Source organism: Clostridium sp. LS3, assembly GCF_055330225.1.
The window spans coordinates 607770-623294 of record NZ_CM143921.1 but is presented as its reverse complement, the minus strand read 5'-3'; the positions used below and the strand labels follow the sequence as shown (position 1 = coordinate 623294).

Genomic DNA, 15525 nt, shown 5'->3' with positions numbered 1-15525 from the left:
TATAATTTAAAATGAAAATTTTATTACAACATTCCAAAAAGAGCTTTTCATTAAATAGCAGAAGAGCATAGTCTGGCTTTCTATTAAGAATACCATACATGCCCTTCTTCTATGCTTGTATCAAATTAGATTAAATTTTCATCTTTCTTCTTAAAAGTTAATGCGAAAATTCCAAGTGTACTAATTACTAATCCTAGAATCAATACATTAACACTAGTTTTATCTCCTGTCTTTGGTAATTCTGGAACAGTTGAAGGATTTCCAAGCTCTTTATTCATTAACTTTGTAATATTAACAAGAGCATTCAATGCTTTATCAACATCTTTTTGTGTTACGTTATCATCCTTTATAACTTTTTCTGCTGTTTTTAATGCTTCCTGATATTTTTCCCAATTTTCTTTTGAATGATTTTCTTCAATATAATAATTTAGGCATTCTTTGTAGAATTCTTCTAACTTAGACTTATCCACTTTAGAAGCTTCAGGTGTTTCTGTTTCTACATCTATTAGATTGCCTTTCGCTATCTTTAATTTTGATAGAGCTTTATCTACTTCTGATTGTGTTGATGCATTTTTATATACATCTTTTGCTTCTTTTAATGCATTTATAAAGGCATTTTTCTCTGCTCCATCTTGATATTTATCTAAGTCAATCTTTTCATATTCTGCAATTACATTTCCTAATTCGCTTCTATCAATATCTTCTTCTACGTCTAGCAATTTTAATGCTGCTTGTGCTTCTGTAAGAATTTTCACTGCATTATCTATTTCATCTTGTGAAACTGAATTGTCAATTAAAGCTTTTGCATCTTCTAGTGCTTTTACAAAGGCATCTTTTTCAGCTCCATCTTTATACTTAGTTAAATCAACTTTTTCTGAATTTTTTATAGTCTTTTCTAATTCAGTATAATCTAATTTTTGTTTTTCAACAGTTACTGTACTCTCTGCTATTAGACCTGCTGCATTTGTTATTTTAATCTTAGTAGTGCCTGAGCTTACTCCTGTTAAAACACCATTTTGATTTACTTTTACTACATTCTCATCAGAAGAGCTCCATACAATACCTTTTAGAACAGTATTTTCTGGATGCTTAGGAGTTAATGTTACTTTTTCACCTATATTTAGTGTCACATCTTCTAAAGTTGCTGTATCTGCTACCTTTTGTAGGATAATTGGTGCAACTTCTGCTATTGCTGCAAAATTACCTTTACCACTTTCTACATAAATTTTAATTGTTTTTGCAGTAAGTGTTTTATTAAACTTAGAAGTTATCCATGCTCCTCCTTGTGTATTTGAATCTGGAACAGTAATAGAATCTGAAGTTTCTAAAACATTTCCTTCTGAATCTAGAATTTCATATTTGTATTGTTGTACAATACCATTATTTGCACTTGGTCTTTGTTGGAATTTAAATCCTCCAATTTCCATTCCCGTTCCTAAATCTACAGTTAAAATTGCTGGATTTTCCTTACTTACAACAAAGCCTGTACCACTCCAATTTGAGTGCCAGAATGTAGAAGAATCTCCATCAGTAGTTGCAGAAGCCACTCCACTTCCTGCTCCTTCACCTGTAGGTTCTTCTGTATTTGCACTAGAACTTATACCGCTTAATTCAGTTCTTGGAATATCTATTACAACCTCATCTACAATTGCCATTTCAAATACAACTTCTTTTCCATCTGGAAGTGTTGCTGTAATAGTCGCATTTCCTGCTGATAATGCTTTTACAACATTAGCATCTTTATCTACAACTGCTACTTTTTCATCACTTGAATTCCATTGGATTTTATCTAAACCACTTCCATATATTGTAGCAGTCTCGCCTTTGTAAAGATTTAAACTTGAAAGTGTAACTGCGATAGCATCCTTATCTTCTTCAATTAAAAGATTATCAAGGGTAAAATCTCTTTGTCCCATAGATCCACTGCCTGCTTTACTTCCATTTTCATAAAGGCCAATCCAAGTTTGTCCACTTCCACTGCCAATTACCTGCATTTTAACATGTTTTGTCTCTCCGCAAGCCTGTACAAGATACTGATCAGCTGCAGGTGCTGTATAATTTGTTCCATCTCCAATGACCATAGCATATGCTTTGTCTGGTCCTGATTGATAATCAAATTCGACATTATACACTTTGCCTGCTTCAAAACGGAAATTTTGCGGAAGTGTTTGATAAATTATTCCAGTATTTGCATCATGATGTTTTAATGACCAATCTCCTGAAATTACATCATCAATTACTCTTCCGTTCCATCCCGCTTGTGTGTATGGCGCATTTAATTGTGATAAATGCGTTGCAGGGTCTGAGATTCCTTGTGCAGAGCTTAATACAAATGGATATAATCCTTGTACTACTGTTTCAAAGTCTTGTTTAAATGTTCCATCTTTTTGGAAGTTATCTAATGTCTTTTCTACAATACGGATATCATCCATATAAGTAGCTCCTTCTCCAGCTGCTCTAGCTAAAGTTAATTCTGCTGTATCCTTTTCTGCTGTGAATGAAATTTGCATACGTTGCATTTTACTTCCATTCTTTTGATCAGATTTTACATAGTTATTTAAAATAGAACGCTCAGTATAGTTAGAAACTGTCTTACTTCCTGTATTTACTTCTATAGTTGCCTTTTCATCACTATTATTCTCTACATATACTTCTGCTACATAATTTGTATTTTTCTTCAATCCTGAAATAGTTGTAGTTACAGATACATCTTCAGAAGGATTATTAAATGCTAGTCTTTGATCCCCTGTATTTGCCTTTTCTATTACAACTGATTCATCTTTTATATCTCCTGACCATTCATCTGAAGATAATTTTTCTCCTGCAGCATAACCATTAAATCCTGGATCTACTACATAATCCAATTGACCAAAGTCATTTTTTAGTTCTTTGATTTCAGAACCTTTTGCTAATACATATGCTGTTGCTGCTTTAGCTTCTAAAGTTATAGAACCATTATTTACTGGAACACTTATTTCATTTATACGTCCTTGGTCAGATAGTTCATACATTACAACATTTCCAAGCCCTTCCCATCCTGCTGGAAGTTCCCATGTTGTTTTTCCACCATCTAAATTCCAATGGTATAATTTTTCTGTTCCATCCTCATCTGTCCATGGTAATAAATACGTAACATCATTTAATACTACTTTACCATTTAAAGTAATTGTACGCTCAATATTATCATCATTTCTTTGTTCTTCATTTCTTGTTACAACAACTTTATCTCCTGCATCATTTTTTAATGTAATTTCTTTTTCATGATTTCCTACAGGTGATTGTCCTTCTTTATAATTTTTCCAATCAGTTACATTATAATGTTGTAAAAATTTAGTAGGTAGGTTTTGATTAAATGTTTGTAAAATATAGTCATTAAAGTCTCTATCTCCACCCCATCCTTCAAATCCATACAGTCTGTAACCTCCAAGTAATGGATTATCTGCTGTTCCTCCATATGCAGGATAATTCAATACTTGAGAATCTCTATGGTCATTTCTTATAAAACGGATAATATCGCTATTAAATCCTTTTGCACTTGCACCACCATAAGCTGCATCTGTTGACCAGTGTTGCCATGTAGAATCATATTCTCCTTGCCCACTAAACTCTGTTGAAAATCTCCAACCAAGAGAATTGATTTCTTTTGCAATATTTCTTGTTTCCCATGCATTTTGATACCATACATCAAGATATATGAAATCCATATTATTTTCGCGGCTTTCAGCATCAGCCTTAATTTCTTCTTTGCTTGCAGTTACTTCACCTTTTGAATCTTCTACAGCTAATGGCCATTCTCTAGTATAGAAATTTGTTCCATTAATACGATCATATAATTGTACAAGACGTTTCCATCTTGCTTGACTTGATAAATCCCAAAGCTTATCAATTACATGTGACTGATCTAGCCATCCCCATCCATTTGTAAATGGTTTTTGTAACATATCTTCATTAAATGAAGCTGCTTCTGGATATACTTCCTGTGCATTAACGTGAACACCAATTTCTGTATTATAATCATGTGCAATGTCAATTAATTTTTGGAAATCTTCTACTCCACCTTCACGCTCTGCAATATCTGCATATTCAGAGTTTGCAGAATCATGACCTTCATTTCCATATCCCTTTAACATAACTGATTGTGGAAGCCCATCTGTTGCAAGATATACTTTCTTAATATTATCAGCTGTTGTTAAATAAGGATTAGATGCCATACTTGCAAAGTTCATAACAATACGATAGTTAACCATATCCTTAATTACTTCTGATTCATAAGGCATATTCATAATATCACGGAACGCAAGGGCTCCATCATTCCAGTCAATATCTCCATCTCCATTTTCATCTGCTGCAATAGATACCTTTGTACATGGTAAATCACTTACTGGATAAGATTCATATTTGTTAGCTGCAGCTTGTCCCTGCTTATCTCCTAATTCATAATACCATGGTGCACTTGTAAGACTCATTGTATCTGCACCATTGTTTCTTACAACACGTTTATCTCCTTCAGCTTCTGAATTACTGAAAAGACCTGCACTTAACTTTTCATTTGTAAGGAATCCATATAAATAAGATTCTGTTTTTGATGGAACAAATCCATTTTCAAAATCAATAAATACGTCTCCACTTGCTGTTGTAGTTGTAGAAGTTTGTGCACCTGCAAAATTAGCACCTTCTTCTACAGCATCTACTGTTAAAAGATTTAACTGTGGAACATCAATAGTAGCAATCTTTGCAGAGCCTTCCGCCTTTGTAAGCTCTGTTACTTCCCATGTTAAATCATTTTCTTTTACGCTTACTTTTATTTTCATATCCAAATTTATGTTATTTTCAACATTTTCAACATGCATTGAATATATTCTAAAATCTGCTTCTGTCTTTTCAACTGTAACAGTTGGTTCAATTTTTATACCATTGATTGCTACAGTATTAAGTTTAGTTTCGTTACCACGCATATATTGGTCTTTTACTTCTACGCCATCTTTAAGTATTTGATATCTAGCAACAACAGGGAATGTTTTCCCAATATATACTTTCATTTCATCTGATGCAATAGTATCATACTCTGTTAAATCTAATCCTGCTTTTTCTTCTAATATAATATCTACTACATTGTCTTTATCTTCAACTTTTATAACCTTAGAATATGCATCATAACCTGGCTTTGTAACAGCCATATTATGTTCTCCAACTTCCAAGCCATCAAACTGATACTTTCCATTTACATCACTCTTAACCGACTTTGTTCCTATACGTATAACTGCTTCTGGAATTGCCTTCCCATCTTTAGTTAAAACAGTTCCTGATATTGGTACAAGCTTTGAATATACTTCTTCTACTTTTTGTCCTGTACGCTCTGCACAGAATACCCAATTATCCTCCATAGTGCTTGTTCCATTGTATTTCACATCTGCAAATGAAATTGATGTTGCTCCATTTGTCTTTACACCAAATCTTCCTTTTCCGGAAGCCTTCTCAGCAAATGAAATTAAAGCTTGATTAGTAACTCTAACTGTAGTTCCATTAACAGTTACTGATAATGTCTCACGACTTAAGGATACAGACATTTGTAATTCTTGACCCTCTACAGGCTCTGGAAGGCCTGAAATCTTTGGATAAGACTCACTACCATTTAACTTATATTGATAATACCACTTACTAGCTGAATCATATCCTACATATAACCAGTTGTTATCGTCTACATAAGTATAAAAAACTCCCCAGTTACTACTTGGTTTTACTTTTAGTGAAAGCTCACCGGCATCTTCCATCTTCTTATCATTATCAAGTAATAAAACTGGTGCTTTTGCAGCTGCATTGCCATAAGCATGTCCACCACCATTGTTAGCACCACCTGTCAATTTAAACCACTTTTCACCTTTCTCAGATGGCTCTTCCCCGTCTGAAACTACTACTGATGGTTCCCATACTTGACCTGCAAGGTTATCTTTATATAATGTCCAAGCATTGTAATCTGTGTACTTATTGCTTCCAACTGTTACATCGGAAAAATAGATATCAGTGTAAGCTGTTTGATATGCAGCTGAACCAAGTCCAATTTGTCCTGCTTGATCTTTTAAACTAACAAAATTAGCTGTATCAATTAGTGCTTCTCCACTCTTACCACTTGTCTTATTATCTACTTTTAGTTTAAGTCCATTTTCCTCATACTCTGCACTAATGTTTACGATATCATTTTGATTTAAATCTGGTAGTCCTGTAACTCCTTTATATTCTGAGCTACCATTCTTATACTCTATAAGCCAACCTGATGCTCCATCATATGCAACATATCCCCATTTGTTATCGTCTACATATTTTGTTACAAAACGAAATCTTGTATCTTTCTTTTCACTTCCTACTTTCATCTGAAAGCTAATTAACTCATTTGTAATGTCTTTTTTATCTGATAATACAAAAGCCTCTGGAGTCGCGCTGCCGAAATGACCATTACCATTACCACTTCCAGCTTTTATATGTCCTACAATTTTTGGTGCTGCTAAAACATGTAAAGATGGCAATAGACATGTTGAAAAAAATACAGTAAACGCTATCAATGCGGACCAAAACCTTTTCATTCTCCCTTTTATAATATTAACCATATACATAAACTCCTTTCCTTTAGTTTAGATTTGTTATTGCAATAAATTTTACCCAGTTCTTTTAGCTTTCCTCCTTTCATTTTTCTCCTTCATTTGCAAAATCCTCATCCTATCATTATAAAATGTGAATCATTTACTTTTATAATAGAAAGACTTCGCAAAATGTATCCCTTTCATTCGCCTTTGTCCTTTTAGAAATTTTTCCAAATAATGTAACTATGTAGTAAATTTAGACATACGATATACATAGTATGAGATAATTTTACATTATTTATTAGTAATAAAATATTATTATGTTAGTGAAAAATTATATTATCTTGCTGTATTTTCTTTTTTCTAGAATTAATTATCCTGTGTCATAAAAAACATAACATTTCTGAAATTAGATTCAATAAGGTGATTTCTTACCTTTAATTTATTATTTTTTTATTTCACATTAAAAGTGGCTCTGATTGAACACAAATCAATTATGATTATGTACAATCAGAGCCAAATATAAATGTTTCTTAATTATCTGTTTCCCTAATGTTTACTTTGTTATAATTTAATTCTCTTACATTCCACTTAATAAACAATATAAGTCCAAAATTAATTATAGCTGTTATAAATAAAATTATTCCTAGCGGTATTCCAAAATCTATGACTTGTCCATATAGAAATTGTCCTGGTGCTACGCTTATTGTTGCTACTGCAGTTGAAAAAGCTGAAACTCTTCCTAGCATTTCTAGTGGCACTTCTTTTTGTATAAATGTTAAGGTTAAAACATTTGACAATGAAAGAGACATCATTATCGCAAGTCCACCTATTGCAAACAAGAAAGCTATAGTATAGTTATTTGCTTTTATTCCACCTAATGTTGACATTAATATAACACCTGTAACCATTGGAAAATATGTATAATGAACCTTATTTATTTTAAACATATTTGGTTTTACACTTATCCAAAGTCCACCTAAGATCATTCCTAAGACACATATACCTTCCACTATTCCATATACTTCTGAAGGTAAACCTAAAAAAATGTTTATAAAATATGGTGCTAGTATTGTTAATACTGGAACTAAAAATATATTACATAAAGCATATGAAGCTATGATTCCAAGAACAACCTTTTTCTCTTTTGATAGATACTTGAAGGTTTTTCCCATATCTATAAAGGAATTTTTTATAAACTCCATTGATAGTATCTTGTCTTTCTTCTTTATATTTTCTTTAACTTCTGTAGATGTTGCTCCTATTTCTTCTAATTCTGAAGCTTGTGAATCTAATACTGTTGCTGCTACTTCTGTAGTTACTGTATTTTTCTCTAAAGTAACTACACCACTTGATTCTAGTTTCTCTTCCTTTACTACTACATCCGGAATCTCTAAGAATAATTCCATTATTGCAGAAGCAAAAAAGCTTATGGCACTTATTATAACTATTAGTTTTATTCCAACTATTCCATAAAGAATACCTGCAAGTATTGGTCCTGCAAAGTTTACTATTGATCCCACTTGATTTATTATACCATTTGCACTTGTAAGTTTATCTTCTTCAACTATTTGAGGAATTGATGCTGTAACTGCTGGTCCATATAATGTAAAGCAAATTGATAGCATAAACATTACTATAGCAACTATTACTTCATGATCCCTACCATTAAGTAATATTATTGCATAGCCTCCAATTAATAATGAGCAGAAGAAATCTAAGTAAACCATTATCTTTTTCTTATTTACACGATCTGATAACATTCCAGCAATAGGTGCAAATAAGATATATGGTATTGTTGATATTGCTAGTATATTTGCAAAGGCAGCCGTACTACCTGTAAATTCTAGTAAATATAAGGACATACTAAATCTTTGAATAGCATTACCAAACAAAGATATAATTTGCCCTATAACTATTATTGTAAAGTTTTTATTTTTCATGCTCCCCCCTCAGAAGTTCGTATTCCATACATATTGGGTATTCACCATTTTCACTTGTTTGAAGGTTCGCTTCTACCCCATATATTTCTTTTAATGATTCTTTTGTTATTACATCTATTGGTCTTCCTTCACAAATAATCTTTCCCTTTTTAAGACCAATAATATTATCTGCAAATCTACAAGCATTGTTAAGCTCATGAAGAACTATTACTACTGTAATTTGCTTCTCTTTATTTAATTTTTGTAATACTTCTAAAACCTCAAGTTGATATGACATATCTAAATATGTAGTCGGCTCATCTAGCATGATAATATCTGTTTCTTGAGCTAAAGTCATAGCAATCCATGCTCTTTGTCTTTGTCCTCCAGATAGGTTTTCAACTTCTCTTTCTGCAAATTCTTTAAGGCCCGTTTCTTCTATTGCCCAATCAATAACTTCTTTATCATGGCTATTTAATCCACCTATCATTTTTTGATGTGGAAATCTTCCATAGGCTACAAGTTCTCTTACTGTAAGTCCAGTAGGACATACTGGTCCTTGAGGAAGAAATGCTACTTCTTTTGCTATATCTTTTTCTTTTACCTTCTTTATATTTTTATTATTTATAAAAATATCCCCAGACTTTGGTTTATTAATTCTTGATATAGTCTTAAGAAGTGTTGACTTTCCACATCCATTTGCTCCAATTATTATACTGATTTTTCCCTTTGGTATTGATAAGCTCATATTTTCAATTATAGTATTGCTTTCATATGCAACTGATAAATTCTTTACGCTAATAGCTTCCATAATTATTTCTCCTTCATCATTAAATAAATAAAATATGGTACTCCAAATATTGATACAGTAATTCCAACTGGAATTTCAATTGGAGAAAATAGATTTCTTGAAACTGCGTCTGCAAGAAGAATTATTATAATACTTATTATTGCTGAGATTGAGACAAAGTGCTTATGATAAGGACCAACTAATTTCCTCGCAATATGAGGAGATATAAGTCCTAAAAATCCAATGTTTCCTGCAAAGGCTGTTGCAGTTCCTGCTAATATAACTGCATAACTTAAAAACTTTTTTCTTTCTTTTTCTAGATTTAATCCAAGAGATATTGAAAGCTCATCTGAAAGATTTAGAACATCTAGCTTTTTATGATTTAATAAGATTATTATAAAAATTATAGTCACTATTGGAATTATCACTTTAGCATAACTCCATCCAGATCCCCAAAGGCTTCCAGATGTCCAAACTAAAACTCTATTATAATCTCCAACTCCTCCTCTAAAGGTAAAGAAGGTAATAAAAGCATTAAGTGCTGCATTCATACCTATTCCAATTAAGAGAAGTCTTTTTGGTTTTACTCCATTCCTACTAGATAGCATATATATTATAAATGAAGAAATTGCTGCTCCAACTATAGCCATAAAAGGAAGAACAAAAATAGATAATGCTCCAAGTTCACTATAATAATTTTCAGTTTTATATGTAATAAATAGAACTGCTGCTACTGCCGCTCCTGCATTTATCCCTATTATTCCTGTATCAGCTAAATCATTTTTTGTTATAGTTTGAAGTATGGAACCTGCTGTTGATAGAGCAATTGCTACAAATACTCCGACTAACATTCTTGGAAGCCTTATATTTAAAACTGCTGTATTTTGAAGCTTTGTTCCCTTTCCAAGTAAAGTACTTATAACTTCTAAAGGTGTTACTTTAAACGTCCCCCAACATAATGTAACAAAAAATGAGACAAGTAATAATGATATTAAAGTTATTAAAACTAATTTAAATTTTTTCTTCTTCATTATCCTCTCTCCTTCCTTGCTACTGCTATGAAAAATGGTATTCCTATAAGGGCTGTAAATATTCCAATTGGAGTTTCATATGGGTCAAATAACATTCTTGCTGCTATATCTGCATATGTTAAAAGGGTCGCCCCTAATAAAAAAGCACACGGTATATTTTTTCTGTAATCTTCACCTAATATTTTTCTAACTATTTGAGGTACAATAAGCCCAACAAAAGCTATGTTTTTCCCAACTGCTACTGCTGCTGCACTCATTGGTATCATAACCATAAGTGTTGTAAATCTTATTTTTTCTGGATTCTCTCCAAGGCCAATTGCTACGTCATCTCCAAGATTTAAAATATTGATTTTAGGTGATAATAAAATTGCTATAATAAGTCCTATGATTCCTACAAAAAACACTAATTTAAAATCTGACCAGCTTGCATTTCTAAAGCCCCCAGATACCCAAAATCCTATCATTTGAGATTGATTTGATAAAAGTCCAACTATGGTTGTTAATGAAATAAAAAATGTACTCATAGCTGTTCCTGCTAAAAGTATCTTTGCAATTGAATTATTATTTGCTTTTTTAGATATAAAGGCTAAAACTATAAGACCTGTTATAAGTGCTCCTATTAAAGATGCTATCATAACATTTTTTGTATTTATTGTTATTCCTAATGCATAAAAAATTGATATTACTAAAGTTGCTCCTTGGCTAACCCCTAAAATTGATGGTTCAGCTATTGGATTTCTAGTAACACCTTGTATTATTGCACCTGTCACTCCTAAAATCCCTCCTGTAAATAATACAGAAAGTGCTCTTGGAATACGAACATCTCTAACTAACATCAGCTCAAGAGTTTCACTATAATTAAAGATACTATCCCAAATTTCTGAAAAACCAATATGGACAGATCCTAACCTTATGGCTAGGACCAGTCCTATTATTAGAAGTAACATACTACAAATTGTAAAAGCTATTGTATGTTTCTTACTTTGTTTCATTTAACATTTCACCTATTTCGTTTACTAATAGTTCTCTACCTACTGAGCTATAACCTTGGTTAAAGTATGGTGAAGCTCCTAATTTAACTACTTTACCTTCTTTAACTGCAGGTAAGCTATTCCAAATTGCATTGCTTTCAAGTTGAGCTAAGTCTTCATCAGTTGCCATTAAGAATATATAATCTGATTTAATTGATGCTAAACCTTCATATGTAACAACTGGAAGGCTAATATCACTTTGTTCTGGCATTCCTTCTGGTTTCTTAAGTCCCATGTCTTCATATAATACACTACCAAATCCTGCACCATCAAATATAAAGAATTGTCCACCACTTGCTAAGAATGAAAGATATGTTGTATCTTGACCGTACTCTTTCTTAATATTATCTCCTGCTGCTTTTGCTTTTGCTTCATAATCTTCAAGCCATTTATTTGCTATGTCTTCTTTATTAAATACTTTTGCAAATGCCTTAACATCCTCTTTCCAATTTAATGCTTCTAATTTAATCATAACTGTTGGAGCAATTTCGCTTAATTGATCATACATCTTTTCTTGAACTGTTGATATAACTATTAAGTCTGGTTTTAAGTTCATAACTGCTTCTATATCCATAGTATCTTGCATGCTATATCCTAAAATTTCTGCTCCTTTTAATGTTTCTTCTAAATATGAAGGAAATTTAGTATAATCATAAGCATCACTATTTGCAGTTCCAATTACTTTGTATCCTAAGATAGATAAAATATCACTATTTCCACTTAAGTCTACTATTCTTTGAGGATTTTCAGGTATTTCTACTTCTCCTCTTACATCTGTTACTGTTATACTCTTTTCTGATGTTTTATTCTCTGTTGTACCACCATTTGCACTACATCCTACAAGCATAATTGCAGTAGCACAAGAAGCTACTATTGTTTTTAATAAATTTTTCTTCATAATTTACCTCCATACATTTCCATAACTATTTTATTTACTACTTAATCTCTGTAGTGATTGTATATGATACTCATTCTCAATTCAATATTTGCAACCAATTTAATAATTTTATCATCTATTATGATAATTTTTTATTTATAAATAATCTGCTTCTTTGATATAATAATTATAAAATTAAGTTACAAATGCTATTTTTTATTAAAAATAGTATTACCAAAACCAATATTTTTATTATGACTTTATCTATACTAAATAAAAAGAGAGAATATTTATTATTAACTTATAAGCCTAAACAGGAGGAAAAATGATATCAAAATCAACACAAGAGTTTCAAGATACAGTTTTAAATAATATGACATTTTCAGCATATCCTATGGAAAACTACACTATATACAAAAATGAAAATAGACCTGAACTTGGATATTTCATTAAATATGGCCGTGAAGGATATTATGATTTTGGAATTGGTGACTACACTATTGCTGAAGATTTTTCACTTTCTTTTGACCATCAAGATGAAATAATGCGCTTTGGAACTGTTTATACTGGAGTTACAAAATTTAAAATAGAAAATAACCCTATCTCTTCATTTACTCCCTCTTCCTTTTTTGTTGTAGAAAAGAACTTAAAAGGGACACAGGTTTGGAAAAAGAGACAGCACTTTCATGGAGCAGAAATAACAATTTATAAGAAGTATTTTGATGAAATTATTAAGCCAAACTTTTCTAATATTGTTGATTTTAATAGTTTCATTTTTAATTATACTTATCATTATCTTCCCCTTGAAATTGCTACTATTATTCAGCAATTAAGAAACTTAGCTCAAGCTGATGCTTTAACCCAACTATATTTAGAAAGTAAGATTTTAGAAGCAATTGCCTTAATATCAAAAGAAATTCATTCTTCACCTGAAAACACTTTTACTAATCAATTAAATTATGGCGATATTATGATTGGAAAAAATAGAAAGGTTACATTAACAGCCTCAGATGCTAATGCAATACAAAATGCCTATGAAATTTTGACAATGGAAGCTTGTAATCCTCCCACCATAAAAGCTTTAAGCAAGATGGTATTTTTAAATGAACAAAAATTAAAGGCAGGATTTTCAGCAAAATATCATATGTCAATTAGTCAATATACAAACTCAATTCGTATGACAATTGCCGAGAACTTATTATCAACAACCGACTTAAGCATTGAAGAAATTTCTAAAATGATTGGTTATAATTATTGTGGAAACTTTGTAAAAATGTTTAAAAAGGTACATGGAAAAACACCTTTAGCTTTTAGAAAAATCAAAGAATAAAAAAGAGGGAATTAAAAGTATAACATTCAAGCTTTTAATTCCCTTTACATAATTCAATTTTTTCTTTATGTTTTTAATTTAAAAACAAATTATTGCTTTATATATAACTTTTTAGTGTAAATCAATAACATTCTTTTATATATTAGCAACTTTTATTTAAACTCATTAAATTCTTTTCTAGCATACTCATGATGTTCCATGCAAGCCACTAATGGCATATCGTATCCATCCTCTGTAAAGTTTATTTCAGTTAGGCTTGTCTGCTTTATAAATGGTGGATCCCATAAAGTATCTATATCTCTTTTTTCTAATTCACATAAATAAGATTTTAAAGTTATTGTATGGGTTACTACTAAAACAGTTTTACCTTTCTCTTTTTCTAAGATCTCATTTATGGCTTTAAAAGCCCTGTCTTTTACTTCATAGAAGTTTTCTCCATCTCCTGTTGGTACATATTTTGATGGAACATTCCAAAAGTTGTAGTAATTTTCTTCTCCCATACTTTTCATTTCTTCTTGGTTTAAGCCTTCCCAACTACCTATTTTAATTTCTTTTAATCCATCATGTGTTTTAAGAAGTATGTCTCTTTCTCCTCTTACAATTTTAGCTGTATCATAAGCTCTTCCTATTGGACTTGAGTATATTACATCTATATGTAAATCTTTCATCCTATCTCCAAGCCACTCTGCTTGTTTTATTCCAAGATCAGTTAGTGGTGAATTTCCCCAGCCTTGCATTATTCCTTTTTCATTCCATTCTGTTTCTCCATGTCTTGTTAAATATAATTTAGTCATATGCCCTCCGTAAATTCTTATAATTTTTGATTTATATAAATAGTAAAATAATTCATTTTTATATTAATTTAAAAAAATCTGAAAATTATCAACAATTAATATTTAATTATTCACAATTATCAGTTGATAAGTTTTCTTTTAGTGTTGATAATTTGTTAATATTTCATTTCTATAGTTTATATTTTCTAAACTTTGTCCCATAAGCTCGTCTTACTATTATATATTAATATAATTTATAATTAAATAAAACCTCATTATAAAAAAGTTGATATATGTAAGTTTACTTATTCCACCCTTTCACTCCAAGTCAACGTAAACTTACATATATCAACTTGAAAACTGAAGGAAGAAAAGTATAAAATAAATCTACTCTTAAGCATTGAGGTACTAAAAGCATTATATAATTACTTTTTTAAATTCTACACTTTTATAAACATAAAAAAGAAGCTACCGAAACGTTAGCTCCTCTTCAATTATTTTTTATTTCGCCATATCTAGATTTATTTCCTGAGAAATTCCTACAATTTGTAGTATTTTTTCTGCTCTTTCTTTTGTTGGTCCTGTTATTAATGTATAGTTAACATTTTCTGCTTCTAAAAAGCTTAGTATAGCCCTGTCCACAGCTTGTGCAACTTCTTCATCTTGCCATCTTACACCATCTTTTGAATAACCAAATTCTCTTGGTACAAAGAATATATGGTCATACTTTGGTAAATCTCTTAAAGCTAACACATAAAGATCTTTTAATATTTCTATTTCTTTTGTTGTTCTTTTTTTATCACCAAGCATGAATCTAGCATATATGTATGGCACAAATGTAGCATAATCTGTAATAGCATAATCAAAATCATTTAAGCTTTCTTCTAAGTGAAGTTGTCCTAAATATATTCCATATTGTTCAGCTATATTTTCTATCATGCCTTTATCTCTTAAGTAATCTGTGCTATATTCTGTTGCTACACCTACATTTAAATCTTTTATTTTCATTTCTACATAAAGTTGTTGTATTAATGTAGTTTTTCCACATCTTGGCCCACCTAAAATGGCAATTCTCTTTGGCATTGCAAACCCTCCAAAAACTTCTATATGAAATTAAATTATTTTTCAAAACAGATTTTAATTATATCAATAATCTAAGTTAATTTCAATGTATATTGGAGGGAATCTTGATTTTG

The 15525-nt window shown here is 31.0% G+C and carries 9 protein-coding genes; 1 reads left to right on the top strand and 8 read right to left on the bottom strand.

What is annotated here, in order from left to right; all coding sequences use genetic code 11:
- Positions 1-125 precede the first annotated feature (125 nt).
- From ACZJV1_RS02975 to ACZJV1_RS02950, 6 genes are all read right to left on the bottom strand, one after another.
- On the bottom strand, positions 126-6602 hold the full coding sequence (locus tag ACZJV1_RS02975; protein ID WP_463651364.1) for an endo-alpha-N-acetylgalactosaminidase family protein: 6477 nt from the start codon (positions 6600-6602) through the stop codon (positions 126-128).
- A 506-nt stretch (positions 6603-7108) separates the two neighbouring features.
- Positions 7109-8518: an MFS transporter gene (locus ACZJV1_RS02970; protein WP_463651363.1), complete on the bottom strand. Its 1410-nt coding sequence runs from the start codon at positions 8516-8518 to the stop codon at positions 7109-7111.
- A complete protein-coding gene (locus ACZJV1_RS02965; protein ID WP_463651362.1) occupies positions 8508-9308 on the bottom strand; it encodes an ABC transporter ATP-binding protein in 801 nt (266 codons plus the stop codon). Before ACZJV1_RS02965 ends, ACZJV1_RS02970 begins: the two co-directional genes overlap by 11 nt.
- Before the next feature lie 2 nt (positions 9309-9310).
- Positions 9311-10318 carry a FecCD family ABC transporter permease gene (locus tag ACZJV1_RS02960; protein ID WP_463651361.1) on the bottom strand — a complete coding sequence of 336 codons (1008 nt, stop codon included), beginning with the start codon at positions 10316-10318 and terminating at the stop codon, positions 9311-9313.
- Entirely contained in the window at positions 10318-11310 is a 993-nt protein-coding gene (locus tag ACZJV1_RS02955; protein WP_463651360.1) for a FecCD family ABC transporter permease, read from the bottom strand. Before ACZJV1_RS02955 ends, ACZJV1_RS02960 begins: the two co-directional genes overlap by 1 nt.
- The gene (locus ACZJV1_RS02950; protein WP_463651359.1) at positions 11297-12247 is read right to left on the bottom strand and encodes an iron-hydroxamate ABC transporter substrate-binding protein; all 951 of its coding nucleotides are present in this window, start codon (positions 12245-12247) and stop codon (positions 11297-11299) included. Before ACZJV1_RS02950 ends, ACZJV1_RS02955 begins: the two co-directional genes overlap by 14 nt.
- Positions 12248-12551: 304 nt before the next feature.
- Between ACZJV1_RS02950 and ACZJV1_RS02945 the strand changes: the two genes are divergently transcribed.
- Positions 12552-13556, top strand: a complete 1005-nt coding sequence (locus ACZJV1_RS02945; protein WP_463651358.1) for a helix-turn-helix domain-containing protein — start codon at positions 12552-12554, stop codon at positions 13554-13556.
- Positions 13557-13708: 152 nt separating this feature from the next.
- Here the strand turns inward: ACZJV1_RS02945 and ACZJV1_RS02940 are convergent, their stop codons facing one another.
- A complete protein-coding gene (locus ACZJV1_RS02940) occupies positions 13709-14350 on the bottom strand; it encodes a histidine phosphatase family protein (protein WP_463651357.1) in 642 nt (213 codons plus the stop codon).
- 480 nt (positions 14351-14830) lie between these two features.
- Positions 14831-15412, bottom strand: coding sequence for an AAA family ATPase (locus tag ACZJV1_RS02935; RefSeq protein WP_463651356.1), 582 nt, complete (start codon positions 15410-15412; stop codon positions 14831-14833).
- Between the last annotated feature and the right edge of the window lie 113 nt (positions 15413-15525).

What these genes read in the sequence shown, in the direction of transcription:
- ACZJV1_RS02940 (WP_463651357.1), bottom strand. Translation starts at nt 14,350, where the DNA reads ATGACTAAATTATATTTAACAAGACATGGAGAAACAGAATGGAATGAA.
- ACZJV1_RS02950 (WP_463651359.1), bottom strand. Translation starts at nt 12,247, where the DNA reads ATGAAGAAAAATTTATTAAAAACAATAGTAGCTTCTTGTGCTACTGCA.
- ACZJV1_RS02970 (WP_463651363.1), bottom strand. Translation starts at nt 8,518, where the DNA reads ATGAAAAATAAAAACTTTACAATAATAGTTATAGGGCAAATTATATCT.
- ACZJV1_RS02955 (WP_463651360.1), bottom strand. Translation starts at nt 11,310, where the DNA reads ATGAAACAAAGTAAGAAACATACAATAGCTTTTACAATTTGTAGTATG.
- ACZJV1_RS02935 (WP_463651356.1), bottom strand. Translation starts at nt 15,412, where the DNA reads ATGCCAAAGAGAATTGCCATTTTAGGTGGGCCAAGATGTGGAAAAACT.
- ACZJV1_RS02945 (WP_463651358.1), top strand. Translation starts at nt 12,552, where the DNA reads ATGATATCAAAATCAACACAAGAGTTTCAAGATACAGTTTTAAATAAT.
- ACZJV1_RS02975 (WP_463651364.1), bottom strand. Translation starts at nt 6,602, where the DNA reads ATGGTTAATATTATAAAAGGGAGAATGAAAAGGTTTTGGTCCGCATTG.
- ACZJV1_RS02965 (WP_463651362.1), bottom strand. Translation starts at nt 9,308, where the DNA reads ATGGAAGCTATTAGCGTAAAGAATTTATCAGTTGCATATGAAAGCAAT.
- ACZJV1_RS02960 (WP_463651361.1), bottom strand. Translation starts at nt 10,318, where the DNA reads ATGAAGAAGAAAAAATTTAAATTAGTTTTAATAACTTTAATATCATTA.